Origin of the sequence: Nocardia vulneris (assembly GCF_001613425.1) — a bacterium.
GTDB classification, from domain to species: Bacteria; Actinomycetota; Actinomycetes; order Mycobacteriales; family Mycobacteriaceae; genus Nocardia; species Nocardia vulneris.
On record NZ_BDCI01000041.1, the window covers coordinates 51,332 to 76,716 of the forward strand.

A 25,385-nucleotide genomic window follows, 5' to 3' on the forward strand; every position below is an offset into this window, starting at 1 on the left:
CCTGTGTTCTGCGGGACCGGCCGGCTGCCCGGAGCCGGACGACGTGCGAGTGGTTCATCACGCGTCCTGATGCGGGTAGCGGTGATCGGTCGCGGGGACGAACGTTTCCTTGATCGTGCGAGCAGAGGTCCAGCGCAGCAGGTTCTGCGGCGAGCCTGCCTTGTCGTTGGTGCCCGAGGCGCGCGACCCGCCGAAGGGCTGCTGGCCGACCACCGCCCCGGTGGGCTTGTCGTTGATGTAGAAGTTGCCCGCGGCGAAGCGCAGGCCCTCGGTCGCCTTGGCCACCGCGAGCCGGTCGTCGGCGATGATCGCGCCGGTCAGCGCGTACGGGGAACCCTGATCGACCAGGTCGAGGATGCGTTCGAACGAGCCGCTCGCCGCGTCGTCGTAGACGTGCACCGACAGGATCGGGCCGAAGTACTCGGTGCTGAACGCCTCGTCGCCGGGGTCCTCACCGAGCAGCACGGTCGGGTCGACGAAGTAGCCGACCGAGTCGTCGGCGTGGCCGCCCGCCGCGATGGACAGGCTCGGCGTCGCCTTCGCCCGGGCGATCGCCTCGGCGTTCTTGTCGAAGGCGCGCTTGTCGATCAGTGCGCCGCCGAAGTGGCTGAAGTCGGTGACGTCGCCGTAGGACAGCGTGGCCACCTTGTCGAGGAAGTCGCGACCCATCTTGGCCCACACCGACTTCGGGACGAACGCGCGCGAGGCCGCCGAACACTTCTGGCCCTGGTAGTCGAACGCGCCGCGGATCAGCGCGGTGGTGAGCACGTCCGGATCGGCGGAGCTGTGCGCGAGCACGAAGTCCTTGCCGCCGGTCTCGCCGACCAGGCGCGGGTAGGAGTTGTAGTCGGAGATGTTCGTCGCGACCGAGCGCCACAGGTGCTGGAAGGTGGCGGTGGAACCGGTGAAATGGATGCCGGCGAGGCGGCGGTCCTGCAACACCACGTCCGAGACCTTGGGTCCGGCGCCGTGCACCATGTTGATCACACCGGGCGGCAGTCCGGCGGCCTCGAGCAGCTTCATCGTCCAGTACGCGGCGACCGACTGGGTCATCGCGGGCTTCCAGACCACGGTGTTGCCCATCAGCGCGGGTGCGGTCGGCAGGTTGCCCGCGATCGCGGAGAAATTGAACGGCGTGATCGCGTAGACGAACCCGTCCAGCGGCCGGTACTCGACCTTGTTCCACACACCGGGTGTGGAGATCGGCTGGTCGGCGAGGATCTGCCGGGCGAAATGCACGTTGAATCGCCAGAAATCGACCAGTTCGCACGGGGTGTCGATCTCGGCCTGATAGGCGGTCTTGGATTGACCGAGCATCGTTGCGGCGGCGATGGTTTCCCGCCACGGGCCGGCCAGCAGATCGGCGGCGCGCAGGAAGACCGCGGCCCGATCCTCGAACGAGAGCGCCCGCCAGGCGGGTGCGGCGGCGGTGGCGGCCGCGATCGCGTCGTCGACATCGCCGGCGGCGGCGGGGGTGAGGGTGCCGAGCACGGCGGCGTGCCGGTGCGGCTGCACGACCTCGATCGTCTTGCCGGCGCTGCGCCGGTGCTCGCCGCCGATCACATGGTGCACATCGGTCGGCGTGGCACCCAGCTCGGCCAGTTTCGCCTGCAACCGTGTACGTTCCGCACTACCGGGGGCGAACGTGCCGACCGGCTCGTTCGCCGGCCGCGGTGTGGACACGATGGCGTCCATGATTCCTCCTGCTGGACGTGGCGATGTGGCGTCGCGAATCGGCGGCGCACACACGCTCTGAAACTGCGGTGAGCCGAAGTCAACACCGGAAAAGTGCGCGGGAAATGGGCTAACAGGACAAAGATGGGATGAGTGTGTTGTCGAGTTGGCCGAAAGGCGTAGACGTGGCTATTGATAGTGGGCTTGTCGCCGCGGACATCGACCTGTTCGGTCTGGCGCAGATCGTCGCGCAGAACGCGGGCGGCATGGTGTCGATCGAGGACCCGCAGTCGCATGTGCTGGCGTACTCGGCCTCCGCCGCCGAGGCCGCCGACCAGATGCGGGTGATGTCGATCCTCGGCCGGGAGGGACCGCGGGAGTATCTGGCGGTGTTGCGCAAATGGGGGGTGTTCGATCGATTGCGCCGCACCGACGAGGTGATCGATGTGCCCGCGCACGAGGAGCTGAACATCAAACGCCGGCTGGTGGTGAGCATCCGGCATCCCGCGGACGGTGCCGTGCGCGCGCCCCGCGTGCTCGGCGCGATCTGGTTGCAGCAGGGCGATCGGCCGTTCAAGCCGGACGCGGCGGAAATCCTGCGCGGCGCCTCGGCCATTGCCGCGCGGCTCATCTCGCGCAGCCTCGACGCGCCGTCCACCGAGGCGTTGCTCGTGCAGGGATTGTTCGGCGAGGGCGGCACGGTCGATGTGGCGGCCGTGGCGGCCGCGCTCAACCTGCCGACCACCGGCCCGGCCGCCGTGGTCGGTTTCGCGCTGACCGCCACCGAAACCGCGCCCGCCACCGAGCCTTCGGCGCTGGGCAACATGCTTCGCCTGCGCGCCAGCTCATTCCGGAACGACTCGGTGACGACCACGCTCGGCGACCGCGTCTACGTACTGCTGCCGAGTTACCGGGCCGCGCACGCGGTGACGGCGTGGACCCGGCAGCTGGTCGAGCAGCTCGAAGCCAAACGCGCGCTGGCGCTTCGGGCGGCCATCGCGTGCCCGATCGACGATCTGAGCGGGGTCGCCACCGCCCGGCGGGAGGTCGATCGCGTGCTCGACAGCACCGTCGCGACCTATCCGAAGGGCCGGGTCACCACGCTCGCGGAATCGCGGACGGCGGTGCTGCTCGGCGAGATCCTCGACCTCGTCGGCAGCCGCCCCGAACTGCACGATCCGCGACTGCGCGCGCTCTCGGACTACGACCTCAAACATTCGGCGAGCCTGCGCGACAGCGTGGACATCTATCTGCGCGAGCACGGTGACGTGCGCGCCGCGGCGGCCGTGCTGCAGGTGCATCCGAACACGTTGCGCTACCGCATTCGTCGCGTCGAGGAGATCCTGGGCATCGATCTCACCGATCCCGGCGACCGGCTGCTGCTGGAATTGCAGCTCGCGTTGCACCGGCGGGCGCACGGGCGCGAACGCGGGTCACGAGCGCGCTGACCACGTCGTGATTCGAGCGGGCGCGGGGCTCAGGTGCGGTGAGTCGGTTTGTGCCGTCAGCACTTTCCGGTCGCGGCGTCCCGGATGCCGGCGATCATGGACTGCCGGTCGGTCTCGCTGAGCGCGGGCCACTGCGGGGACTGGGGGAGCATCGCGATGGTGTCTTCCGCGGTCTTGTTCGCGGAGTCCACGCTCACGTCCTTCAACTTGCTCAACAGCGGCAGATAATCCTGGCACGACTTGCTGCGCACCGCGCTGTTGGTTGCGGTACTCGGCGATCCGGCCGCCTCGGTGCTGTCCGACGAGCCACAACCCGTCAGCACCAGAGCAGCCCCGATCGTCAGCAACACAATGCTTTTCATTCACGCTCTCCTCATCAGAATTGGAGAGACCCTACCCGCCGCCACGAGCGCCGTCCACGCGAGCTAGGGGCGGTGCAGGAGGGCTTGGACGGTGCGGCGGATCGTGCTGGAGGCGGCGCGGGTGGTGCGGCCGCAGCGGTCGATGAGGTGGTGGCGCAGGGGCCAGCCGAGAGTGGCGTCGAGGACGTCGAGCAGGTGGTCTTCGGCGCCGGCCAGTTCGGGGGCGAAGGTCTGGGCGAGGGCGGAACGAATGCGCTTGTCGGTCAGGCGCATTCGAGCGTCGATGGCGGGAATGCGCTGGGACTCCAGGAAGCCGAGGACGCGCGGGTTGCGTTGCAGGGCGAAGATCGCCTCGCTCTGGCGCAGGGCGGCGTCGATGCGCTGCGGCAGCGGCAGGCTCGGGTCCGGCCGTTCGATGAGGGCTTCGACATCGGCGGACTGCTGGTCGACGGCGGCGATGCGCAGGTCGTCGCGGCCGGGAAAGTGCACGAAGATACTGCGTTCGGACACGCCGGCGCGGGCGGCGATGTTCTTGGTGGTGGGGTCGATCTCGCCCGCTTTCAAGGCGCTGAGCAGGGCGTCGACGATGGCGCGACGGGTGAGTTCCGGGTCGCGGCGGCGTCGGGGACGCGCTGTCGACTCGGGTTCGGGCACCTTGCTCATGGGTTCCATCCCATCACATGGTCACACTATTGCAGCCAGACTGCAATAGTGCGTACGGTGGGCCGTGCTCCGGGCGGCGGGATTCGACCCGCTCGGCCGGGCGCACGCCGCAGCGAGACAGGAGAGCGACCGATGGGTGACCAGCAGCAAGGCCCGGCAGTGCGCGGGCAGCGGGTATCCCGGCGCGGGATACTCGGGGCCGGTGCGGCCGCGCTCGCGGCGGCCGGGGCGGGGCTGACCGCCTGCGGCGAGGCGGATTCGCTCGATCCCGCGGCGACGCCGGTCGAGCCGAGCGAACATGTCATCGAGGCGAACAAGCAGAGCGCCGCCGCCATGCCGTTCGCCGACACCGCCGATTTCGCCGACGCCGATCGCGGGTTCGTGGCGGCACTCGAACCCGGTGTCGTGCGGGATGTCAACGGAAAAGTCTTGTGGGACAACGACTCCTATTCGTTCTTGCGGGAACCGTGTCCGCTGTCGGTGCACCCGAGCCTGTGGCGGCAGTCGCAGCTCACGGTCAAACAGGGGCTGTACGAGATCGCGCCGGGCGTCTATCAGGTGCGCGGGTTGGATCTGTCGAATATGACACTCGTCGAAGGCGATACGGGTGTCCTCGTGATCGATCCGCTGATCTCGACCGAGACCGCCGCGGCCGGGCTCGCGCTGTACCGCAGGCACCGCGGCGACCGACCGGTGACCGGATTGATCTACAGCCACGCGCACGTCGATCATTTCGGCGGCACGCTCGGCGTCGTCACCGCGGCGGAGGTGTCGGCCGGGCATTGTCCGGTGCTCGCCCCCGCCGGATTCCTCGAACACGCTGTGTCGGAGAACATCTACGCCGGAACGGCGATGGCACGCCGGGCGGCGTACATGTATGGTGCCGCGCTGCCGCGCGGGCCGAAGGGGCAGGTGGGCGCGGGCCTCGGGCAGACCACCTCGGTCGGCACGATCACCCTGCTCCCGCCGACGCTCGACATCACCCGCACCGGCCAGCAGGAGACGGTCGACGGCGTGCGGATGGTGTTCCAGCTGACGCCGGGCACCGAAGCGCCGTCGGAGATGAACCTCTACTTCCCGGATCGCCGGATCCTGTGCATGGCCGAGAACGCCACGCACACCATGCACAACCTGCTGACCTTGCGCGGTGCGCTGGTCCGCGACCCGCACGTATGGTCCCGGTACCTGACCGAATCGATCAACCTGTACGCGCGCAACGCGGATCTCGTGTTCTCCTCCCATCATTGGCCGGTCTGGGGGACCGGCGAAGTCGTCGAGTACCTGTCCGTGCAGCGTGATCTGTACGCCTACTTGAACGATCAGACGCTGCGGCTGCTGAACCAGGGCTACGTCGGCAGTGAGATCGCCGAGATGCTGCAGCTGCCGCCCGCCATCACGAAATCCTGGTCGACACACGGGTATTACGGTTCGGTGAGCCACAACGTGAAGGCCATCTATCAGCGGTACATGGGCTGGTTCGACGGGAATCCCGCTCATCTGTGGGAGCATCCGCCGGTCGAATCCGCGAAGCGGCATGTCGAAGCGATGGGCGGTGCGAGCGCGGTGCTGCAGAAGGCGCAAAAGGCCTACGACGCAGGCGATTACCGCTGGGCGACGCAGCTGGCAAATTACGTCGTCTTCGCCGAACCGCGCAATGACACCGCGAAACGCTTGCAAGCCGGTATCTTCGAGCAACTCGCCTACGGCGCCGAGAACGCCACCTGGCGCAACTTCTACCTCAGCGGTGCCGCCGAACTCCGCAACGGTCCGTTCGGCACGCCCACCCAGGGATCGTCGGCGGGCCTGCTCGCCGCGCTCACCGTCGACCAGGCGTTCGACGCGATGTCGTTGCGTATCGACGGCCCGAAAGCCTGGGACGCCACCATCATCTCGGATTGGCGCTTCCCCGACGACAACAACCGCGTGCACCGCGCCGAACTCCGCAACGGCGTCCTCATCCACTACGACCGCCGCCCGGACGACGGACTACCTGCCGCCGACGCCACGGTCACCCTGACCCGCGCCGCCCTGGCTCGTACCCTGCTCGCCGGCCAAGACTTCCAAGCCGCCGTACGCAACGGCGATATCGCCCTCGAAGGCAACGTCCTGGCGCTGAAACAACTCAAAGACTTCTTCGACCAACCCGACCCGAACTTCGCCATCGTCACCCCGTGAGTCGAGGCGGTCCGGTGCCCGAAGGCGTGACCTGGTTCATATCTCCTGGTCAGGGCCATCGGGTAGAGTGATCGGCGTGTCTACACCCCGAGTTTCTTAGCTGAGGACCTGGTTTCCCGGCTAGAAGTCTGTCCTTCGACAACTCGGAGTAATTCTCATGATCACCGTTCGCGGTGTCGAGCTGCGCGTGGGTGCCCGCGTGCTGCTCTCGGACACCTCCTTCACTATTTCTCCCGGCGACCGGATCGGTGTGATCGGGCGTAACGGCGCGGGCAAGACCAGTCTGCTGCGCTGCCTGACCGGTCAGCAGGTGCCGGTCGCGGGGACGGTCACCGTCACCGGCTCGGTCGACGTGCTGGCGCAGGATCCCGGCGCGGTGGACCCGCGGGTCACGGTCGCCGACCGGATACTGTCCGCGCGCGGGCTCGACGCGGCCGTGCGGGAGCTGCGCGCGGCGGAAGCCGCGATGGCCGGCGCGGTCGCGGAGCGCGACCTCGACCGTGCGTTGCGGGCGTACGCGCGGGCCGAGACCGATTTCCAGGCCGGTGGCGGATATGCCGCCGAAGCCGAGGCGGCCCGCATCGCGGCCGGGCTCGGTGTGCCGGATCACGCCTTCGGACAGCCGGTTTCGGCGCTTTCGGGCGGGCAGCGGCGCCGGGTCGAACTGGCACGCATCCTGTTCGGCGGCACCGACGGAGCGCTGCTGCTCGACGAGCCGACCAACCACCTGGACGCGGACGCGATCGGCTGGTTGCGCGGGTTCTTGCACGGCTACACCGGTGGGCTGGTGGTGATCAGCCACGACGCGCAGTTCCTGGCCGGGTTCGTCAACCGGGTGTTCCACCTGGACCCGCAGCGCGGCGCACTGGACATCTACAACGCCGACTGGAATCACTATCTCGCCCAGCGGGATTCCGAGGAACGCCGCCGGACCCGGCAGCGCGCCAACGCCGAACGCAAAGCGGCGGCCCTGCACGCACAGGCGGAAAAGATGAAATCGCATGTGGCGACGGCGGTTGCGGCGCGCAATATGGTCCGGCGAGCCGACCGGATGCTCGCCGAACTGGAACCGCGGCGGCGCGCGGCGAAAGTTGCCCGGATCCGGCTGCCCGAACCGCACCCGTGCGGGCGGATACCGCTCGGCGCGATCAGCTTGGTGAAATCCTATGGTGGGCAACGGGTGCTGAATTCGGTCGACCTGGCGGTGGATCGCGGGAGCCGGCTGGTGATCCTCGGCCACAACGGCGCGGGCAAGACCACGCTGCTGCGGCTGCTGGCCGGGCGGGAGGTGCCCGACAGCGGCCGGGTCGTGCCCGGCGCCGGGCTGCGGCTCGGCTACTTCGCGCAAGAGCACGACACCCTGGACCCGGCGCTGAGCGTGCGGGACAACCTGGCCGCGGCGACGCCGCAACTGGCCGACGGGCAGGTGCGACATGTGCTGGGCGCCTTCGGGTTCACCGGCGCCGACGACGCCGACAAACCCGCGGGCGTGCTCTCCGGTGGCGAGAAGACGCGCCTGGCGCTGGCCGGTCTGGTGCACTCCGGTGCGAATGTGCTGCTGCTCGACGAGCCGACCAACAACCTCGACCCGGCCTCCCGGACCGAGGTGCTCGCCGCGGTCGACACCTATCCGGGCGCGATCGTCATGGTCACCCACGACGAAGGCGCGATCGATGCGCTGCGGCCCGACCGCGTCCTGGTGCTCCCCGAGGCGTACGAGGACCTGTGGACCGAGGACTATCGGGAGTTGGTGTCGTTGACCTGAGCACGATGCGGACCGGTGTGCCGGGGCGCACGAACGCCGGAGCAGCCTGCGCTACCTGATCGCAGGCTGCTCCGGCGGCTCTCGTCAGCAGCTGAACGCGTACGTGGTGCCTGCCGAGGTCGCGATGCCGGTGCGGGTGTCCACGACGACGACGGTCGCCGCGCGATCCCGCGGGATCTGGCAGCGGACGTCGGCGAGCGCCGCGGTCTCCCGCGGCAGTCTGCCGTTGCCGTCGGTCTGCCGGTTGCCCAGGGCGCGCAGACCATTGGCGTTCACGCCCGCGGCGTAGAACTCGAGGCGCGCGTTGGGCGACAGGCCCGACGCGCTGTCGACGAACAGCCAGCCGCCGAGCTGATGCTTCTGCGTGCGGACGTGCGCGTTGCCGGTGGGCAGCTGCGTCGCGTCGGCGAAATGCCTTGCGCCCTCGCTGTTCTGGGCGCGGGCGCGGTCGCGGCGATCGGGCGTCACGCAGACGTGGTCGGCGGGGCGGGTCTCGCGCCAGACGAATCCCTGCTTGCAGGTGTCGGGGCCGTAGGGGCCGCCGTTCGGGGAGCGGCGCGCGGCGGCCTGCGCGTTCTCGGCGTGCGCGGTGTCGCGGTCGCCGGGCGTCACACAGACCGTGTCGCCGTTGTAGGCGTCGCGCCAGACGAAGCCTTGCTGACAGGTGTACGGGCCGTAGGGCAGCGCCTGCGCGGGTGCCGGAAGCAGGGCGCCGAAACCGGCCACCGCCGCGATGCCCAGCGCGATGGGCAGTACGCGCCGGGGGCGAGGTACGGAGGTGCGGAACATGTCTGCGGTCCTTTCAGGTGTCGACCAGCCGGATTCGGCTGAGGACCACGGTCGCCGCAGGGACCAACGAGGCACTAACGGCCGACCAACGAACCGGCTCTGCTGCACCGGTACGACTGCGAAAAGCCTGGTGCGCGCTCTACAGTTGACACGACCGCGGGCCGCGTACCGGCCGGGTCCGTCGCACGGAGGACGAGATGACGACCGAACGGCCGCCGCGCACAGTGGGCACTCGGTTCGGGCCGTACCGGCTGGATCGGCTGATCGGGCGCGGCGGTATGGGCGAGGTGTTCGAGGCCTACGACACCGTGAAGGACCGGACCGTCGCGGTCAAGGTGCTCGCCGAGAAGCTCAACCAGGACCCGGTGTTCCGGGAACGGTTCCGCCGGGAATCGCACGCGGCCGCCCGGTTGACCGAACCGCACGTCATCCCGATCCACGACTACGGGGAGATCGACGGGCAGCTCTACATCGACATGCGCCTGGTCGACGGGGAAAACCTGCGCGCGGTGCTGCGGCGCGACGCACCACTGGCGCCCGAGCGTGCGGTCGCGGTGATCCGGCAGATCGCCGCGGCGCTGGATGCCGCGCACGCCGACGGCCTGGTGCACCGGGATATCAAACCCGACAACATCCTGCTCACCACGGACGATTTCGCCTACCTGGTCGACTTCGGCATCGCACAGTCCAGCACCAGCGAGAGCCTGACCGCGGACGGGTCGGCGATCGGCTCGTTCCACTACATGGCGCCGGAGCGGTTCACCTCGCGGCTGGTGACACCGGCGGTCGACAGCTATGCGCTCGCCTGCGTGCTGTACGAATGCCTCACGGGCGCAAGGCCGTTCCCCGCCGAGACGGACGGCGAGATCATGCGCGCCCACCTCTTCGAACCCCCGCCGCGCCCCAGCATGATCCGCCGCGAGGTGCCCGCAGCCTTCGACGAGGTGATCGCCCGCGGACTGGCGAAGAACCCCAACGCGCGCTACACCTGCGCCGGAGATCTCGCCGCCGCAGCCCACTCCGCCCTCACCAGCACCGCGACGGTCACAGGAATTCGGACCGAGCCGGGAGCTGAGCCACCGCCGACCCAGCGGGTCCAGGCGACAACAGCCGCCGTGTCCGAGAACGAGATGTCGGCCTCGGCCGTAGCAGCAGCCCTCGGTAAACCTGCCGAAGCACAAGCGGTTCCGGACCGAACAGCGGCAAGTCAGGCGGCCCCAGGCCGAGCAGCCGCAGACCAGGCGGCGGCCGGTCAGGTTGCTGCGGCGGGGCCGGTTACGGGCGCGGCCACGGGCCAAGCAGTTACGGAGCCGGCCACCGACGAATGCGGCGCGACGGAAGTGGCTGCGCTACTTGAAATTACGGGTTCAGCGACAGGCCAGGTGACTGCCGGCTCGACGGCGGGCGCGCAAGCTCTTGCCGGGCAGGAGGTCTCGGAGCGGGAGGACGCGCCCCAAGGGGCGGCCGGTGTTGTGGGCGAGGGCGGGGCCGGGGATGTCGCCGGACCGGCGGCTGTTTCCGCCGGCCCGCGGGTGCGCATTGATAGGCGCGTGTTGCGTGGTGTCGTCGCATTTATGGCCGTAATGCTTTGCGCGACAATTGCTGTGACTAGCTGGCTGTGGGTGGGCAACCGTGTCTCCGGTGTGCCCGCCGCCGACTCGTCCGCAGTGCGCGGGCCGGATATCGATCTGCTCGCGGTGGTCGGGCCGTCGGGTTACAAGCGGGCCAACTGTGTTCATCAGGATCCGGACGCTACGACCGTCGCGATCGTGTACTGCGCGGCGAATCCGGCGGCCAGTGATCCGGCGGGGCGGTTTCTGCGGTTTCGGACGGTCGAGCAGCTGCGGGCTTACTATCGCGGGCTGTTCTTCGATGTGTTCCATTCGACGAACTGTCCGGGCGATCCACCCGGCCCGGATGGTCCGTCGATGGTGGACGGCAAGGAGGTAGGCCGCAAGGCGTGTTTCACCAGTCTCGTGGACGATCCGGCGGTACCGAAGCCGGGGCTGGTGCTCACCGACGAGGCGGCGCTGGCGCTGGCCGTCTACCTCTGGGCGGGGCCGCAGGAGCAGCCGTTGCGGGATTATGTGGGTCTGCGCAACGGGTTTCAGTTCAAAGCGGCGGCGACGGCCGTCGATCCGGACTACTTCACTGCCGCAGACCGAGCGGTGCTCGATCACCTGGACGGCGATTTCGGCCCGCGCAACTGCCGCCATCTCGATCCGCCCGCGGGCCCGGTAAACGCCATGCTCGGCTGCGGCACACGGTTGGGCTTCCCGTCGGCGGGATTCTTCGGATTCCCCGACCGGCGCGCCGCCGACCTGCTCTATCAGGCGAATCTAGGACAGTTCCGTGGACATGCCTGCGGCGCCGCGGGCCAGGACGACCTGTGGCGCAAGGACTCCGCACCGGTCGGGCGCTTCTTCTGTTACGCGGACACCGGATTCGCTACGGGCACCTGCATTTTCGCGCTGCACGGCGAGTTCCTGGTGGCCGCGCACTTCTGCACGCTGCGCGCCGACGACCCGGACACCGGCCCGAAAACCGAAGCCGAGCTGCTCGCCTGGTTCCGCGAGCACATCGGCTGAGCCGCCAGGGGCATTGCGACGAAAGCTGCTGCTGCGCAGTCCGACTCAGGTCGCCGCGGGTAACCATTCCGGGGCGTCGCTCACCCTTCCGGTTCCGGCGGCACCAGCGTGAAGATCAGTTCGTAGTCGCCGATCCGGATCTCGGCGCCGTCGGTGAGTGCCTCGCTGTCGACGATGCGCATCCCGTCCACAGCGACGCCGTTGGAGGAGAGCAGGTCCTTGATCAGGTAGGTGAGTCCGTTGTGCAGGATCGCCGCGTGATGGCGGCTGACCTTGCCGTGCTCGAGCACGATGTCGTTGTCGGACAGCCGGCCGATCCGGGTGATGGTGCCGGTGATGGCGTAGCTGGTGCCGGAGCGATCACGCAGCACAGCGGTGGGGCCGCCCGCGCTCTGATCGACGATGGTGGTGGCGCGGAACGAGGTCGCCGCCGCCTTGGCGCGGAGCTCGACCGGCTCCTGTCGCAGGATGCGCGCCTCGAGTTCGCGGATCGGCGGGCTGGGGTCGATGCCGAGTTCGTCGGCGAGGGTCGCGCGCAGCCTGCGGGCGGCGTCGAGCGCGTCGGATTGGCGGCCGTCCACGTACAGCGCGGTGATCAGCTGCTCCCACAACGGTTCCCGCAGGGGATGGTCGGCGACGAGCAACGCGAGTTCGGAGACCACGGCTTCGGCCCGCCCCTGGGCGATATCGGCTTCGGCGCGGGCTTCGATCGCGCACAGCCGGTCGTCGTCGAGCACGGCGGCGTAGGCGTCGGCGAACGCGAGCCCACGCAGGTCCGCGAGCACTGGACCGCGCCACTGGCCGAGCGCGCTGGAGAGCAGTTCGCTCGCGGTGCGGAAGCGGCCCGCGGTCAGCGCGCGCAACCCGGCCTCCTTCCGCACCCGGAAGCGCTGCACGTCACTGGCGCCCTCGGCCACCGCGACCCGGTAGCCCGCACCGACCTGCGCCAGCACCGAGCGTGCTTCGATACCGTTGTCCCGCAACGGCTTGCGCAGATTGGACACGATGGTGTGCAGGCTGACCCGGATATCGGGCGGCGGGTTGTCCGCCCAGACCGCCTGCGCGAGTGCCTCCACCGCGACCGGGCGATTCGCGTTGATCAGCAGGTACGCCAGCACCGCCCGCTGCTTCGGGCCGCCCAGCGGCTGGCGTACGCCGTCGATCGAGAGTTCCACCGCGCCGAGCATGCTGAACTGCACGCGAAGCGCCGTCATCGCGAACCGGGAAAGTCGTGCGGCCGATCGAACCCAGCCATGGTGGACTCCTCACGACGCGCCATCGTCCGCGCGTCGTCTGTGAGAATACCGAGCGAACCTCGGGCCCGGCGGTCCATCGGGGCAGGTACCGGCCGGGTCGCGACCGCGTGGCGACCGGAGCTCGGCACCGTGTTCGCGGCTCGGGGTGCAACGGCTGGACGACCCCGGCGTAAGCCGCTGATCAGCGGGTACGCGGCGGTACCCGGCAAGCTGGGGTCGGCGGTTGATTTGGCACCTACGGATCCGTAGGCTCGCGGAGGTTGTCGCGCGGACGGTGCGATCCGTCCGCGTCCCGGGTGAGCCGAAACGTCTGAGGGGAAACACATATGGGGCGTCATCTGACCCAGCTGGAGCTGCTCATCGAGCTCGAGCCGGTGGCCGCGGCGAATGTCGACCGGCACCTGTCGATGACGAAGGACTGGCACCCCCACGACTACGTGCCGTGGGACGAAGGACGCAACTTCGCCGCGCTGGGCGGTGTCGACTGGGATCCGGAGCAGTCGCGCCTATCGGACGTGGCCAAGGCGGCCATGATCACCAACCTGCTCACCGAGGACAATCTGCCCTCGTATCACCGGGTGATCGCCGAGAACTTCTCCCAGGACGGCGCCTGGGGCACCTGGGTGGGCCGCTGGACCGCCGAGGAGAACCGGCACGGCATCGTGATGCGGGACTACCTGGTGGTCAGCCGCGGCGTGGACCCGGTCGAACTGGAGCACGCCAGGATGGCGGCGATGACGACCGGGTTCGATCCGCTGGCCGTCGCCGAACGCCGTGAGGTCGACCCGGATGTGGTGCCCAACGCCGGCTTCCTGCTCGGTGTCGCCTACGTGACGTTCCAGGAACTCGCGACCCGGCTCAGCCACCGCAACACCGGACGGGTGTGCAACGACCCCATCGCGGACAAGATGCTGCAGCGCATCGCTGCCGACGAGAACCTGCACATGATCTTCTACCGGAACATGTGCGGCGCGGCGCTGGATCTGGTGCCGGATCAGGCGCTGGAGGCGATCACGCTCACGCTGATGAACTTCCAGATGCCGGGCGCGGAGAACCCGAACTTCCGCCGCTACGGCGCGCTGATGGCCAAACACGGCATCTACGACATGCGCCAGCATCTCGAAGACGTGATCATGCCGGTGCTGCGGATCTGGAAAGTATTCGAGCGCAACGACTTCACCGCTCGCGGCGAGCAGACGCGCGAGCAGCTCGCGGCTTTCCTCGCGAAGTACGAGAGCGACATGCTGAAGTTCGAGGAGCGCCGCGACCGGATCGCCGCGCGCCAGGCCGCCAAACGTGACTCGGCACCATTGACCACCACCGTGGTCTGAGCGGGCACGACACCCGTACCCGGTGCGGACGCCGGGTACGGGCTGAGTACGGCAGACGGGTCAGTCTCGGCCGGCCCGCTGGGCGAGCCGGGGGAGCGCGGCCAGGACAACGACACCGGTCAGGATCCGCCAGAGCACGAACGGATCGATCGCCAGGCGTTCGGCCGCACCGGCGCCCAAACCGAGATGATCGGCGGCGAGGCTGGCGACCATACCGAACACGGTGACGACGATCAGCGCGACGGTGGCGAGCGCGAACCCGCGATGCCGCCGATAGAGCCAGGCGATGATGATCATGATCGCCAGACCCGTCGCCAGCTCCACGATCGCCCCGGTGGGGTGCAGCACGGCGCGCGCCCGGCTGCCGCCGGGAACCTCGTCCGCGCTTCCCGGAAAGAGGCCGACGAGCACGATGGCGACGCAATTGACCAGGGCGAGGAGGGGAACAGCCCGTCCGAGAAGGGTTTTCGGTAACAGCGGCGTGAGGCACCACGCCGCCCCGAGGACGAGCACACCGAGCAGCACGAACTCGGCCGACATCACCGCATGCCACGGCGAGCAGATGTAGCGCGACGGCACCAACCCGTATTGCCCCATGTCGCCGAGGCATTCGGGCACCCCGAGGTCGCTGATCATGTTGCCGGCCCAGCCGTACCCGGGCTCGGCCCAGCGCCCCGCCACCACCGCCTGCACGAGGTAGTAGGACACCGTCAGGATCAGCAGCGCCGCACCGGCTTTCAGCCGCCTCATCGGCGACACGTCGTGGCCGGGGCGGGCTGTCCCGCGAATCGGTCGTTGATCCACGCGGTCACCGACTCGCCGCGGGCCCGCCACGCCTCGTGTCCGCCGGGCAGCACGTTGTCCACCAGATTCGTGCCGAGCGAGCACATGTCGGCGACGGCCTGGTTGGTCCACGCGGTGCTGACCAGATCGTCGTTGTCGCCGCGGGAGATGAAGGTCGGAATGTCGGTGACCGCCTTGGGCAGGTTGCCGCCGGCTTCGTAATCGGCGAGTGCCCGCCGCGCCGCGTCGTCGACGAACTGCGCGGCAGCGGGCGTGGCGGCCTGACCGATGGCCAGGTCCTTCAGCGTTGTCTGCCCGGTGCAGAGCGCTTCCAAGCGCGGTGCGGCCGTGAGCAGCGGACCGTGCAGCACCTTGTCGAACGAATAGTCCGGGTCGCTGTAGCGGACCGCCGACACCAGATAGGGCAGCATCATGTACTGCCCGACCGTCAGCGTCTTCGTCTCCGCGGCCTGTGCCAGTTCGCTGCGCAATGCCGGCGACAACAGCACATCCCCGATGATCTCGAGTTCCGGTGCGTAGGTCGCGGCCGTCTCCGCCGCGGACTCGGTCGCCCGCCCGCCCTGCGAAAGCCCCACCAGGACCACCTTTTTCGTCAACGGCAGGTCGAGTTGCCGGACCGCCCGGACGGAGTCGAGCACGTCGTACCCGGACGACTCGGCGTGCAGGTAAGGCGCCGCACCCGGCCCGTCGAGCCCCTGATAGTTGGTCATCACCACCGCCTTGTGGGCGTCGAGCAAGTTGGCCACGGTGACGTCGTTGCCGTACAGCGCGGGCGAGTTCGTGGGCGCGCAATCACTGACCACGCCCGCCGTGCCGTGCGCGTACGCCACCAACGGCCAACCGCCTTCCGGCGCCGTGCCTTTCGGCAAATACACCGCGCCCGACACCTCGATGGGTGACTTGTCCGGTGCGGTGGAGATGTAGCGGAAGTAGGTGGCCGAAGCGGCCGCCGCGGCGATCGTGGGACCGCCGTTGGTGAGCGGCCGCTGGGCGAGCAGCGTGCCCGGCCGCGGCGGGGTGTCCGGGTCCGCGTCGTCGGCGGCCGAGCCGCAGCTCGCCGCCAGCAGCACCGCGGTCGCGGTCAGGGAAACCCACGTCAGTGCCCTTTTCGGTCGCACGTTCCTGTTGCTCCTTCGATTCTGCTGCGCACCGTCGGTCGAACCCGTATCCAGCAAGATCAGGATGTCCTGTGATCGCCGTCTCCGCACGCGTCAGTGAGCGGAATCTCAACCTCGGCACCGATTCGTAACCCGGCGCACCTGGTGCGTGAAGCAGAACTTCAGCGAGTCATGGCTGTGCTAACTCCGGTGCCCCGCTGCTACTTCGAGGCCGACCGCACGGATGCTGGAAAGTCGCGTTCAGGAATGGGGGCGCAGGACCAGGGGGAGGTAGACGTCGTCGACGATGTCGAGGATGACGTCGTCGGGGACCGGGGTGTCGAAGAGGAGGAAGTGGTGGCGGAGCAGGTCGGGGGCGACGGTGGCGCGGCGGGAGGTCAGGATTGCGCGGTCCACTTCGCCGCGGTCGACGGCCCGTTCCAGGATGGTGTGGATCGCCGACGAACCGACCCGCTGCACGCGTTCCCGGATGAGGCGGCCGAGTTCGGCGTCGCGGGTCATTTCGGCGAGCAGACCGCGCATGATGCCGCCGAACGGCGTGGCCATCTTCGCTGACATCTGCCGCAGCAGGGCGATCACGTCGGTGCGGAGCGCACCGGTGTCGGGCAGATCGACGTCGGAGACACCACCGGATTTGCAGGCGTCGACGACCAGTTCGGCACGGCTCGCCCAGCGTCGGTAGATGACGGTTTTGCTGGTGCGCGCCCGGGCGGCGATCCGGTCCATGGTGAGCGCGGAATAGCCCACCTCGGCGAGTTCGTCGAGGGTCGCGGTGCGGATGGCTTGTTCCAATTCCGCGCCGCGCCTGCGCGTGTTCTTCCGGTAGCCGGCCGCCGCGTCGACGGATTGCTGGACTTTCACTGGCGGCTGGACTCCTGAAAAGCGTTGCGTTGCTTGGGAAGACACTCTAATCTAAAAATAGAGTACTAAGAGTATCTTACGATCTCGAGGGGACCGATGAACGACACAGTTGTGACACCCCGAACCGACGACCCGCCCGCCTTTCCGAGTAACCGCACCTGCCCGTATCGTCTGCCCGAGCAGTACACGAAGCTGCGCGACGAGCAGGATTCGCTGCACAAGGTGACTCTCTTCGACGGCGCGCAAGCCTGGGTGGTCACCAAACACGAAACCGCCCGCGCCCTGCTCGCCGATCCGCGCTTATCGGCCGACCGCACGCACGCGAACTTCCCCGCCGTTTCGCCCCGCTTCCGGGTCTTTCAGGCGAGCAAGCCGGCTTTCATCAGCCTGGACCCGCCGGAACACAGCACCCAGCGGCGGATGATGATCAGCGAGTTCACCCTGAAGCGGGTCAAGGGCATGCGCGCCGATATCGAGCAGATCGTGCACGGATTCATCGACGACCTGCTCGCCGCCGGGCCGCCCGCCGACCTGGTCGGCCAGTTCGCGCTGCCGGTGCCGTCCATGGTGATCTGCCGGCTGCTCGGCGTGCCGTACGAGGACCACGAATTCTTCCAGGACGCCAGCAGGCGATTGGTGCAATCGACCACCGCGGAGGGCGCGATCGCCGCGCGGCGCGATCTCGCCGTCTACCTGGACGGGTTGATCACCAGGTCGCAGGCCGAGCCGGGCCCCGGGCTGCTGTCGAGCCTGGTCACCGAGCAGCTGGCGCGCGGCGAGATCGACCGCGAGGACCTCGTCTCGTCGTCGATCCTGCTGCTCGTCGCGGGACACGAGACCACCGCCTCGATGACGTCGCTGTCGGTGATCACGCTGCTCGAGCATCCGGACCAGCATGCGGCCCTGCGCGCCGACCCGTCGCTGATTCCGGGCGCGGTCGAAGAACTGTTGCGCTACCTGGCCATCGCCGATATCGCGGGCGGCCGATTCGCCAAGGCCGACATCGAAATCGACGGCCACGTGATCAAGCAGGGCGAGGGCGTGCTCGTCTCGAATTCCATTGCCAATCGCGATGGTTCGGTCTTCGCCGAGCCCGATACCTTCGATGTGCACCGCTCGGCCCGCCAGCACATCGCGTTCGGTTACGGAGTGCACCAGTGCCTCGGCCAGAACCTGGCCCGCCTGGAGCTCGAGATCATCCTCGGCAGTCTGCTCGAGCGTATTCCGACCCTGCGCCTGGCCGTGCCCACCGAGCAGCTGACCTTGCGGCCCGGCACCACGATCCAAGGCGTGAACGAGCTTCCGGTCACCTGGTGACCGAGCCCGAACCGTGAAAGGAGTTCCCATGCACGTCACCGCCGACCGCTCCGTATGCGTAGGCGCGGGCCTCTGTGCCCTGACCGCACCCGCCGTCTTCGACCAGGGCGACGACGACGGACTCGTGGAAGTGGTCACCGCCGACCCCGGCGCGGAAAATGCGGCGGCCGTCCGCGAGGCCGTCGACATCTGTCCCTCGGGCGCGGTCGCTTTCACCGAGTAACCGCCGCGCCCTGCCCGGTTCCGGCAGCCGGGCCGGGCGTTCCCGTGCTATCCAGGACAGATGCAGCCGACACGATCGAGATATGACGTGGTGATCGTCGGCGGTGGCCACAACGGGTTGGTGGCCGCCGCGTATCTGGCGCGCGCCGGGCGCTCGGTGTTGCTGCTGGAACGGCACTCGCACACCGGCGGCGCGGCCGTGTCGGCGCGCGTGTTCGCCGGGGTGGACGCCCGGTTGTCCCGGTACTCGTATCTGGTGAGTCTGCTGCCGCGACAGATCGTCGAGGAACTCGGTTTGTCGTTCGCGACGCGCCGTCGGCAGATCTCGTCCTATACGCCGGTCGGCGCGGGCGGATTGCTGGTGGACACCGGCTCCGCGGCGCGCACCCGGGACAGCTTCGTGCGCCTGACCGGGTCGGACCGGGATTTCGTTGCGTGGCAACAGTTCTACGGGATGACGGCCCGGCTGGCCGAGCGGGTCTTCCCGACCATGACCCGGCCGCTGCCGACTCGCACCGAGCTGCGGCAGCTCATCGGCGATGCCGCCGTGTGGGATTCGCTGTTCGAGCGTCCCCTCGGCGAACTCGTCGAATCGAGCTTCCACGACGACACCGTGCGCGGCGTCGTGTTCACCGACGCGTTGATCGGCACGTTCACCCACGCCCACGATCCGACCCTGCGCCAGAACCGCTGCTTCCTCTATCACGTGATCGGCGGCGGCACCGGCGACTGGGATGTGCCGATCGGCGGTATGGGCGCGCTGACCGACGCGCTGGTCACCGCGGCACACGAGTTCGGCGCGGAGATCGTCACCGACTGTGCGGTTACCGCCATCGCCACCGACGGGCACGACGCCGAGGTGAGCTTCGCCGGCGGTGCCGTCGCCGCGGGTTACGTACTGGTGAATGCCGCACCCCAGGACCTGGCCGGGCTGCTCGGCGCACCGGCCGACCCGAAACCCGAAGGCGCACAACTGAAGATCAACATGCTGCTGCGCCGCCTACCGAAGTTGCGGGACAGCACGGTCGACCCGCGCGAGGCGTTCGCGGGCACGTTCCATATCGCCGAATCGTACGCACAGCTCGACCAGGCCTACGGCGAGGCGGCGATCGGCCGGATCCCGTCCGCGCCGCCCTCGGAGATCTACTGTCACACCTTGACGGACCCGTCGATCCTGTCGCCGGAGTTGGCGGCGCAGGGTATGCACACCCTGACGCTGTTCGGCCTGCACACCCCGGCAAAGCTTTTCGCGAAAGACCCGGCCCGGGTCAAGGCCGAACTGGTCGAAGCGACCTTGGCTCAGCTGGATTCGGTGCTGGCCGAACCGATCGCGGACTGTCTCGCGGTCGACGAGCGCGGCGAGCCCTGTCTGGAGGCGAAGACGCCGCTGGACCTGGAACGCGAGGTGGGGCTGCCGGGTGGGCATATCTTCCACCGTGACTTGGCTTTTCCCTACCGTGCGGACGATTCCCCGGTGGACCCCGCCACCCGCTGGGGTGTCGCCACCGCGCACGCCAACGTGTTGCTGTGCGGCGCGGGCGCGGTTCGTGGCGGCGGGGTCAGCGGCATTGCCGGTCACAATGCCGCGATGGCCGTCCTCGAACCGCGCCCGTGAGCAGCGTCAAACCTTCGGTGAAAGGGCGACTTTCGCGCGTCGGCCGGGGCTTTCCGTGGCGATCGCCGCTTCGGCCGCCGAGTCCAACCCGAAGGTGGCTTCGACTTCCAGGCGCAGCACCCCTTCGGCGGCCGCGGTCAGCAGCTCGCCGATCAAACGCCGCCGGTCTTCGGCCGGTGTTTCCTCGATCCGCTTCGAACCCCAGAAGCCCTTCACCACGGCCTGTTTGAAGATGAGCGTGCCCGGGTTCAAGCTCAACGGCTGCCCGGACAGCGCCCCGAACGAGATCAGCCAGCCCTTGGGGCCGAGCAAGGCCAGCAGGTCGTCGGCCGCACGGCCGCCCACCTGATCGACCGCCCGCACGATCGGTGCGCCGCCGGTCGCGGCCGCGACCGCGTCGCGCCAGCCGTCGGCCTCGGTGTCGAACACCGGCTCGAAGCCGTCGGCGTGCAGTGCTGCCACCGACTTGGGCCCGCGCACCAGGTTGAGCACCCGGATACCACGTTGCCCCGCAAGCACATTGACGAGCCTGCCGACCGCACCGTTGGCCGCGTTGACGGCGATCCAGTCGCCCTCGGCCAGCTCGAGGTCTTCGAGCAGCATCAACGCGCTGAGCGGCATGGCGAGCAATTGCGCGGCGGTCTCGTCGGACACCTGGTCCGGCACCGGCACCGCCTGGGCCGCCTTCGCGAGGAAGAAATCGGCCCAGACGTTCTGTGCGCCGGACACGGTGACCCGTTGGCCGACAGTCAAACCGGTGACGCCGGGGCCGAGCGCGTCGACGATACCGACGCCTTCGGTGCCGGGGATCGCGGGCAGCGGCGGCCGGTAGCCGTACACGCCGCGCACGATGGCCAGGTCGTGATTGTGGATGGGGGACAGGATCAACGCGACCCTGATCTCGCCCGCGCCTGGCTCGGGTACCGGCCGTTCCGCTGTGGTCAGTACGTCTTGGGGATCTCCGAAGCGCTCGATGACTACAGCACGCATGTCGGCCCTCCGCTCAGTCTTCGGCGACGACTACGTCGACGTCGATGTTGCCGCGGGTGGCGTTGGAGTAGGGGCACACCTGGTGAGCCTTGTCGGCGAGCGCCTGCGCTTCGTCACGGGACAGGTGCGGCAGCGAGACCTCGAGGGTGACGGTCAACCCGAACCCGCCCGCGTCGTTGGGGCCGATGCCGACCTTCGCGCCGACGGCCGAGTCGTCGATATTCGCCTTGGCCTGCTTGCCGACCAGGCGCAGGGCGCCGTGGAAGCAGGCCGCGTAGCCCGCCGCGAACAGCTGTTCGGGGTTGGTGCCCTCGCCGCTGCCGCCCATCTCCTTGGGCGCGGCGAGGGCGACGTCCACCTTGCCGTCGGTGGTCCTGGCGTGCCCGTTGCGCCCGTCGCCGGTCGCCAAAGCCTCTGCGGTGTACAGGATCTGCATGTCATTCTCCTTGTTCGAGGGTCGATGTCAGTGCTTCGGTCAGTCGCCGCAGGCCGGCCCGCAGCATCAGGTATTCGTCCATGGACAGCCCACTGGCGGCCGACATCTGCGCGGGGATGCCGCAGGCCTCGGCGCGCAGCGCCCGCCCGTGTTCGGTGAGGTGGATATCGACGCGACGTTCGTCCGCGGCCGAACGCCTGCGCTCGATGTGTCCCGCGGCCGCCAGTCGCTTCAACAGCGGTGAGAGTGTTCCGGAATCCAGTGCCAGCACCTGGCAGAGCTCGCCGACGCTGCGTCCGTCGCGCTCCCAGAGCGCCAGCAGCACGAGGTATTGCGGGTAGGTGACCCCGAGCTTTTCGAGCTTTGTTCGGTAGACCGCCGTCATCGCCCTCGACGCCGCGTAGAGCGAGAAGCACAGCTGCTCGTCGAGGTGTAGCGGATCGGCCATGCCAACAACGTAGCCCACAACTAAGTTGTGCACAACCTATCTGGTGGAGTGTTCCGGGCCACAGCCGTGGCCCCGGGTCGGGCGGCGGTAGAGTGTCGGGCCGATGGCACCGGTGCACAAACGATTCCCGTTCGTTCGGCGACGCGGGCGACTCGTGTCCATTCTGACTCTTCGATGTTTATCTCCGAATCTGCCGACACGCGTTCGTGGGCGCTTGTACAGTCAGCCGCACGTCGCCTTACCCCGCTAGGAGCCGCATCATGGTCCGCGAAAACGATCGGCTGATCCGCACCGATGTACCGCATTCCGCACGGATCTGGAATTATTGGCTCGGGGGACAGGACTTTTACGAAGTCGACCGCATTGCCGGCGAGTCCGGCGAATCGGTATTCCCGGATATCGGCACGATGGCCCGGCAATCGCGCCGATTCCTGATCCGCATGGTGCGTCATCTCGCCGCCGAGGCGGGCATCCGGCAGTTCCTCGACGTCGGCACCGGACTGCCGACGATGCAGAACACGCACGAGGTCGCGCAGAGTGTCGCGCCCGAATCCAAGATCGTCTACGTGGACAACGATCCGCTCGTGCTGGCGCACGCGCGGGCCTTGCTGATCAACACCACCGACGAAGGTGTCACCGCACTCGTGGAATCCGATTTCCACAATCCTGAACAGATTGTGCAAGAAGCACGCAATATTCTGAACTTCAACAAGCCAATTGCCGTCATGTTCATGGGCGTACTCGGTCACGCACGCACTTGGGACGACGTTATCCGCATCACCGGTGCGCTACAGGACGCCATTCCATCCGGTAGTTATTTCGCTATGTACGAGGGCACCACGGAGGATCAGCGACTGGTCCGCCTATCGGACTACTACGCGAAAACCGGCGCGGTTCCGTACTATGTCCGCAGCGTCGACCAGATCCGTGAGGTCTTCCGCGATCTCGAACTGGTGGAGCCCGGCGTGGTGCCGGTGAACCAGTGGCATCCCGACGCGGCCGAGCCGATCGAAAAGCCCTCGGCCGCCTGGGGCGGCGTCGGGCGCAAGCGCTGAGCGGTCACCGGCCGCCGATGCGCTGGGTCAGCTGATCCGCGGTGGCGCGCACCCGGGCCGCCAACGGCGCCCAGTCCGCCGGGCACGGCGACACCTCGCAGTGGTGCCGCAGCGTGACGCTGATCGCCGCGATCGGGCTGTGGTTGTGATCGAAGACCGGATAGGCCACCGACGCGAAACCGGGAGTGACGTGCCCGTCCTCGCAGGCCCAGCCGCGCCGGCGCTCGGTCGCCAGCACGGTGCGCAACGCCTGCAACGAGTTCGGTCCCCGTTCGGTGCGGCGCACGAACGCCGCGGCCGACGGGAACAGCGCGCGGATCTGCGCCGGCGGCAGATGGGCCAGGATGGCCCGGCCGCACGCGGTGAGATGGGCCGGTAGCCGGACGCCGACGCCTGTGACCAGGGTTTCCGGCCGAACCGGGCGCTCCTTGATGAGATAGAGCAGCTCGTTGCCGTGCAGCACGCCGAGGTGCGCGTTGTGCCCCACCAGTTCGACCAGCTCGCGCAGCAGTGGCCCGGCCAGCCGCTCCAGCGGATCGTGGCGCAGGTAGGCCGAGCCGAGTTCGAACGCGGCGATGCCCAATCCGTAGCGCCGCTCGCTCGGCAGCCGCGTCACGAAACGGGCCGCCTCCAACTCGCCGAGCAGGTGATAGGTGGTGGATCTGGGCAGGTCGAGCTCGCGCGCGATCGTCGAGGCCGAGATGGGTCCGGCTCGTCCGGCCAGCAGTCGCAACACCGCCAACCCGCGACGCAACGCCGGGACGTCACTGCTGGTTCCCATGCCATCTCCTCGGCGTGTCTTGGATATCAGACACTATCGCACCGGCCCACGTTCTCCGCCGCCCGTCGCGACGGTGGAATAGTGGCCATGCCCGACACCGCACAGCTACCCACCGTGGCCCTCGACGCACCCCTCACCGGGGAGCAGGTCGTCGCCGTCGCCCGGCACGGCGCCAAGGTCCACCTCAGCCAGGCCACCGAGGATCGGCTGGCCGCGGCGCGGGCCCACGTCGACGCGCTGGCCGCGGCCGCGGTGCCGACCTACGGTGTCTCCACCGGGTTCGGTGCGCTGGCGACCCGCCACATCCCGGCCGAGAGCCGGGTCGCGTTGCAGCGCTCGCTGATCCGCTCGCACGCCGCGGGCGCCGGTCGCCCGGTGGAGCGTGAGGTGGTCCGCGCGCTGATGGTACTGCGGCTGCGCACCCTGGCCACCGGCCACACCGGCGTGCGGCCCGAGACGGCCGCCACGCTCGCCGCGTTGATCAACGCCGACATCACCCCGGTCGTGCACGAGTACGGCTCCCTCGGTTGCTCCGGCGACCTCGCCCCGCTGGCCGCCGTCGCGCTGGCGCTCATGGGCGAGGGCGAGGTCACCGACGCCGCGGGCACCGTGATGGACGCCGGAAAAGCGCTGCGTCTCAACGGCATCCAGCCGGTGGTCCTCGCCGAGAAGGAGGGCCTGGCGCTGACCAACGGCACCGACGGCATGCTCGGCATGCTGGTGCTCGCGGTGGCCGACCTGACCATGCTGCTCGACGTCGCCGACATCACCGCGGCGATGAGCGTGGAGGCGTTGCTCGGCACCGACCGGGTCTTCGCCGCCGACCTGCAAGCCTTGCGCCCGCATCCGGGACAGGGCCGCTCCGCCGCCCGGATCGCGGCCGCGCTGGCCGGCTCGGACATCGTGGCCAGTCACCGTGGGCCGGACTGCAATCGGGTGCAGGACGCCTACTCGCTGCGCTGCGCGCCGCAGGTGCACGGCGCGGCCCGGGACACCGTGACGCACGCCGAACTGGTTGCGAGCCGGGAACTGGCCGCGGCCGTCGACAATCCGGTGGTGCTGGCCGACGGACGCCTGGAATCCAACGGCAACTTCCACGGCGCCCCGGTCGCCTACGTGCTCGACTTCCTGGCGATCCCGGTGGCCGACGTGGCGAGCATGGCCGAACGCCGCACCGACCGGATGCTGGATGTCGCACGCTCCCATGGCCTTCCGGCGTTCCTGGCGGCCGACCCCGGCGTCGACTCCGGCCATATGATCGCCCAGTACACCCAGGCCGCGGTGGTCAGCGAACTGAAGCGGCTGGCCGTGCCCGCCTCGGTGGATTCGATCCCCAGCAGCGCGATGCAAGAAGACCACGTTTCGATGGGCTGGTCCGCCGCCCGCAAACTGCGCACCGCCGTCGACGGCCTGGCCACCGTCCTGGCCGTCGAATATCTCACGGCCGCAAGGGCACTCGACCTGCGCGCCCCGCTGCGCCCGGGTCCGGCGACCGCCGCCGCGGTGGCGTTGTTGCGCGCCGAGGTCGACGGCCCCGGCCCGGACCGGCACTTGGCGCCCGAGATCGCCGCCGCCGAGCGCCTGGTGCGCTCGGGTGCGCTCGCCCGTGCGGTCGAATCGCAGCTGAGCGCATGAACGGGCGGGCCGTCGACCCGGCTGCGACAGCCACTTCTCTTTTACTGAACGA

The 25,385-nt window shown here is 68.8% G+C and carries 22 protein-coding genes; 10 read left to right on the forward strand and 12 right to left on the reverse strand.

Annotated features, from left to right (window positions below):
• Nucleotides 1-57: 57 nt before the first annotated feature.
• Complete coding sequence (pruA, locus tag NVU01S_RS34955) at nucleotides 58-1,695, reverse strand: L-glutamate gamma-semialdehyde dehydrogenase (protein ID WP_043665518.1); 1,638 nt, start codon at nucleotides 1,693-1,695, stop codon at nucleotides 58-60.
• Between the two features lie 164 nt (nucleotides 1,696-1,859).
• Between pruA and NVU01S_RS34960 the strand changes: the two genes are divergently transcribed.
• Complete coding sequence (locus NVU01S_RS34960; protein ID WP_052280260.1) at nucleotides 1,860-3,122, forward strand: PucR family transcriptional regulator; 1,263 nt, start codon at nucleotides 1,860-1,862, stop codon at nucleotides 3,120-3,122.
• A gap of 56 nt (nucleotides 3,123-3,178) precedes the next feature.
• On the opposite strand, the gene NVU01S_RS34965 is transcribed toward NVU01S_RS34960, so the two are convergent.
• Nucleotides 3,179-3,484: a hypothetical protein gene (locus tag NVU01S_RS34965; protein ID WP_043665516.1), complete on the reverse strand. Its 306-nt coding sequence runs from the start codon at nucleotides 3,482-3,484 to the stop codon at nucleotides 3,179-3,181.
• 63 nt (nucleotides 3,485-3,547) lie between these two features.
• Nucleotides 3,548-4,147 carry a TetR/AcrR family transcriptional regulator gene (locus NVU01S_RS34970; protein ID WP_043665718.1) on the reverse strand — a complete coding sequence of 200 codons (600 nt, stop codon included), beginning with the start codon at nucleotides 4,145-4,147 and terminating at the stop codon, nucleotides 3,548-3,550.
• A gap of 333 nt (nucleotides 4,148-4,480) precedes the next feature.
• Between NVU01S_RS34970 and NVU01S_RS34975 the strand changes: the two genes are divergently transcribed.
• Together NVU01S_RS34975 and NVU01S_RS34980 are read left to right on the forward strand one after the other, a co-directional pair.
• On the forward strand, nucleotides 4,481-6,322 hold the full coding sequence (locus NVU01S_RS34975) for an alkyl/aryl-sulfatase (RefSeq protein ID WP_244467135.1): 1,842 nt from the start codon (nucleotides 4,481-4,483) through the stop codon (nucleotides 6,320-6,322).
• 157 nt (nucleotides 6,323-6,479) lie between these two features.
• Nucleotides 6,480-8,087 (forward strand): ABC-F family ATP-binding cassette domain-containing protein, encoded by a 1,608-nt coding sequence (locus NVU01S_RS34980; protein ID WP_043665513.1) that lies wholly within the window; start codon nucleotides 6,480-6,482, stop codon nucleotides 8,085-8,087.
• Nucleotides 8,088-8,171: 84 nt separating this feature from the next.
• Here the strand turns inward: NVU01S_RS34980 and NVU01S_RS34985 are convergent, their stop codons facing one another.
• A complete protein-coding gene (locus tag NVU01S_RS34985; RefSeq protein WP_052280259.1) occupies nucleotides 8,172-8,876 on the reverse strand; it encodes a hypothetical protein in 705 nt (234 codons plus the stop codon).
• Between the two features lie 197 nt (nucleotides 8,877-9,073).
• Here NVU01S_RS34985 and NVU01S_RS45505 point away from each other — a divergent pair, with 197 nt between their 5' ends.
• Nucleotides 9,074-11,464, forward strand: coding sequence for a serine/threonine-protein kinase (locus NVU01S_RS45505; RefSeq protein WP_052280258.1), 2,391 nt, complete (start codon nucleotides 9,074-9,076; stop codon nucleotides 11,462-11,464).
• Between the two features lie 80 nt (nucleotides 11,465-11,544).
• On the opposite strand, the gene NVU01S_RS34995 is transcribed toward NVU01S_RS45505, so the two are convergent.
• Nucleotides 11,545-12,678 (reverse strand): BTAD domain-containing putative transcriptional regulator, encoded by a 1,134-nt coding sequence (locus NVU01S_RS34995; protein ID WP_043665511.1) that lies wholly within the window; start codon nucleotides 12,676-12,678, stop codon nucleotides 11,545-11,547.
• A 368-nt stretch (nucleotides 12,679-13,046) separates the two neighbouring features.
• On the opposite strand from NVU01S_RS34995, the gene NVU01S_RS35000 reads away from it, so the two are divergent.
• Nucleotides 13,047-14,051 (forward strand): acyl-ACP desaturase, encoded by a 1,005-nt coding sequence (locus NVU01S_RS35000; protein ID WP_014984134.1) that lies wholly within the window; start codon nucleotides 13,047-13,049, stop codon nucleotides 14,049-14,051.
• A gap of 60 nt (nucleotides 14,052-14,111) precedes the next feature.
• Here NVU01S_RS35000 and NVU01S_RS35005 read toward each other — a convergent pair whose 3' ends face one another.
• The 3 genes from NVU01S_RS35005 to NVU01S_RS35015 all read right to left on the reverse strand — a co-directional run bounded on the left by NVU01S_RS35005 (nucleotide 14,112) and on the right by NVU01S_RS35015 (nucleotide 16,834).
• A complete protein-coding gene (locus NVU01S_RS35005; protein ID WP_156161444.1) occupies nucleotides 14,112-14,801 on the reverse strand; it encodes a DUF998 domain-containing protein in 690 nt (229 codons plus the stop codon).
• Nucleotides 14,798-15,973 (reverse strand): lipase family protein, encoded by a 1,176-nt coding sequence (locus tag NVU01S_RS35010; RefSeq protein ID WP_244467131.1) that lies wholly within the window; start codon nucleotides 15,971-15,973, stop codon nucleotides 14,798-14,800. The genes NVU01S_RS35005 and NVU01S_RS35010 overlap by 4 nt, the downstream gene beginning before the upstream one ends.
• A 240-nt stretch (nucleotides 15,974-16,213) precedes the next feature.
• Nucleotides 16,214-16,834: a TetR/AcrR family transcriptional regulator gene (locus NVU01S_RS35015; RefSeq protein ID WP_043665507.1), complete on the reverse strand. Its 621-nt coding sequence runs from the start codon at nucleotides 16,832-16,834 to the stop codon at nucleotides 16,214-16,216.
• 96 nt (nucleotides 16,835-16,930) lie between these two features.
• On the opposite strand from NVU01S_RS35015, the gene NVU01S_RS35020 reads away from it, so the two are divergent.
• From NVU01S_RS35020 to NVU01S_RS35030, 3 genes are read left to right on the forward strand one after another with little or no spacing between them, the layout of a single operon-like run.
• A complete protein-coding gene (locus NVU01S_RS35020) occupies nucleotides 16,931-18,151 on the forward strand; it encodes a cytochrome P450 (RefSeq protein ID WP_043665505.1) in 1,221 nt (406 codons plus the stop codon).
• Nucleotides 18,152-18,179: 28 nt separating this feature from the next.
• Nucleotides 18,180-18,374 (forward strand): ferredoxin, encoded by a 195-nt coding sequence (locus tag NVU01S_RS35025; protein WP_029898038.1) that lies wholly within the window; start codon nucleotides 18,180-18,182, stop codon nucleotides 18,372-18,374.
• 60 nt (nucleotides 18,375-18,434) lie between these two features.
• Nucleotides 18,435-19,988: a phytoene desaturase family protein gene (locus tag NVU01S_RS35030; RefSeq protein ID WP_043665501.1), complete on the forward strand. Its 1,554-nt coding sequence runs from the start codon at nucleotides 18,435-18,437 to the stop codon at nucleotides 19,986-19,988.
• Nucleotides 19,989-19,994: 6 nt separating this feature from the next.
• Here the strand turns inward: NVU01S_RS35030 and NVU01S_RS35035 are convergent, their stop codons facing one another.
• From NVU01S_RS35035 to NVU01S_RS35045, 3 genes are read right to left on the reverse strand one after another with little or no spacing between them, the layout of a single operon-like run.
• Nucleotides 19,995-20,978 carry a zinc-binding dehydrogenase gene (locus NVU01S_RS35035; RefSeq protein ID WP_043665499.1) on the reverse strand — a complete coding sequence of 328 codons (984 nt, stop codon included), beginning with the start codon at nucleotides 20,976-20,978 and terminating at the stop codon, nucleotides 19,995-19,997.
• Between the two features lie 13 nt (nucleotides 20,979-20,991).
• Nucleotides 20,992-21,414 (reverse strand): organic hydroperoxide resistance protein, encoded by a 423-nt coding sequence (locus NVU01S_RS35040; protein WP_014984153.1) that lies wholly within the window; start codon nucleotides 21,412-21,414, stop codon nucleotides 20,992-20,994.
• 1 nt (nucleotide 21,415) lies between these two features.
• On the reverse strand, nucleotides 21,416-21,862 hold the full coding sequence (locus NVU01S_RS35045; protein ID WP_043665495.1) for a MarR family winged helix-turn-helix transcriptional regulator: 447 nt from the start codon (nucleotides 21,860-21,862) through the stop codon (nucleotides 21,416-21,418).
• Nucleotides 21,863-22,068: 206 nt separating this feature from the next.
• Here NVU01S_RS35045 and NVU01S_RS35050 point away from each other — a divergent pair, with 206 nt between their 5' ends.
• Complete coding sequence (locus NVU01S_RS35050) at nucleotides 22,069-22,917, forward strand: SAM-dependent methyltransferase (RefSeq protein ID WP_244467130.1); 849 nt, start codon at nucleotides 22,069-22,071, stop codon at nucleotides 22,915-22,917.
• A 4-nt stretch (nucleotides 22,918-22,921) separates the two neighbouring features.
• On the opposite strand, the gene NVU01S_RS35055 is transcribed toward NVU01S_RS35050, so the two are convergent.
• Nucleotides 22,922-23,698 carry an IclR family transcriptional regulator gene (locus NVU01S_RS35055; protein WP_043665490.1) on the reverse strand — a complete coding sequence of 259 codons (777 nt, stop codon included), beginning with the start codon at nucleotides 23,696-23,698 and terminating at the stop codon, nucleotides 22,922-22,924.
• An 87-nt stretch (nucleotides 23,699-23,785) separates the two neighbouring features.
• Here NVU01S_RS35055 and hutH point away from each other — a divergent pair, with 87 nt between their 5' ends.
• Nucleotides 23,786-25,333, forward strand: coding sequence for a histidine ammonia-lyase (hutH, locus tag NVU01S_RS35060; RefSeq protein ID WP_043665488.1), 1,548 nt, complete (start codon nucleotides 23,786-23,788; stop codon nucleotides 25,331-25,333).
• The last annotated feature ends 52 nt before the right edge of the window (nucleotides 25,334-25,385 follow it).

Coding starts and splice junctions, on each gene's coding strand:
- NVU01S_RS34985 (WP_052280259.1), bottom strand. CDS start 8,876: ATGTTCCGCACCTCCGTACCTCGCCCCCGGCGCGTACTGCCCATCGCG.
- NVU01S_RS35055 (WP_043665490.1), bottom strand. CDS start 23,698: ATGGGAACCAGCAGTGACGTCCCGGCGTTGCGTCGCGGGTTGGCGGTG.
- NVU01S_RS35030 (WP_043665501.1), top strand. CDS start 18,435: ATGCAGCCGACACGATCGAGATATGACGTGGTGATCGTCGGCGGTGGC.
- pruA (WP_043665518.1), bottom strand. CDS start 1,695: ATGGACGCCATCGTGTCCACACCGCGGCCGGCGAACGAGCCGGTCGGC.
- NVU01S_RS34970 (WP_043665718.1), bottom strand. CDS start 4,147: ATGAGCAAGGTGCCCGAACCCGAGTCGACAGCGCGTCCCCGACGCCGC.
- hutH (WP_043665488.1), top strand. CDS start 23,786: ATGCCCGACACCGCACAGCTACCCACCGTGGCCCTCGACGCACCCCTC.
- NVU01S_RS35035 (WP_043665499.1), bottom strand. CDS start 20,978: ATGCGTGCTGTAGTCATCGAGCGCTTCGGAGATCCCCAAGACGTACTG.
- NVU01S_RS35020 (WP_043665505.1), top strand. CDS start 16,931: ATGAACGACACAGTTGTGACACCCCGAACCGACGACCCGCCCGCCTTT.
- NVU01S_RS34995 (WP_043665511.1), bottom strand. CDS start 12,678: ATGACGGCGCTTCGCGTGCAGTTCAGCATGCTCGGCGCGGTGGAACTC.
- NVU01S_RS45505 (WP_052280258.1), top strand. CDS start 9,074: ATGACGACCGAACGGCCGCCGCGCACAGTGGGCACTCGGTTCGGGCCG.
- NVU01S_RS35040 (WP_014984153.1), bottom strand. CDS start 21,414: ATGCAGATCCTGTACACCGCAGAGGCTTTGGCGACCGGCGACGGGCGC.
- NVU01S_RS35005 (WP_156161444.1), bottom strand. CDS start 14,801: ATGAGGCGGCTGAAAGCCGGTGCGGCGCTGCTGATCCTGACGGTGTCC.
- NVU01S_RS35045 (WP_043665495.1), bottom strand. CDS start 21,862: ATGGCCGATCCGCTACACCTCGACGAGCAGCTGTGCTTCTCGCTCTAC.
- NVU01S_RS34980 (WP_043665513.1), top strand. CDS start 6,480: ATGATCACCGTTCGCGGTGTCGAGCTGCGCGTGGGTGCCCGCGTGCTG.
- NVU01S_RS34965 (WP_043665516.1), bottom strand. CDS start 3,484: ATGAAAAGCATTGTGTTGCTGACGATCGGGGCTGCTCTGGTGCTGACG.
- NVU01S_RS34975 (WP_244467135.1), top strand. CDS start 4,481: ATGCCGTTCGCCGACACCGCCGATTTCGCCGACGCCGATCGCGGGTTC.
- NVU01S_RS35000 (WP_014984134.1), top strand. CDS start 13,047: ATGGGGCGTCATCTGACCCAGCTGGAGCTGCTCATCGAGCTCGAGCCG.
- NVU01S_RS35025 (WP_029898038.1), top strand. CDS start 18,180: ATGCACGTCACCGCCGACCGCTCCGTATGCGTAGGCGCGGGCCTCTGT.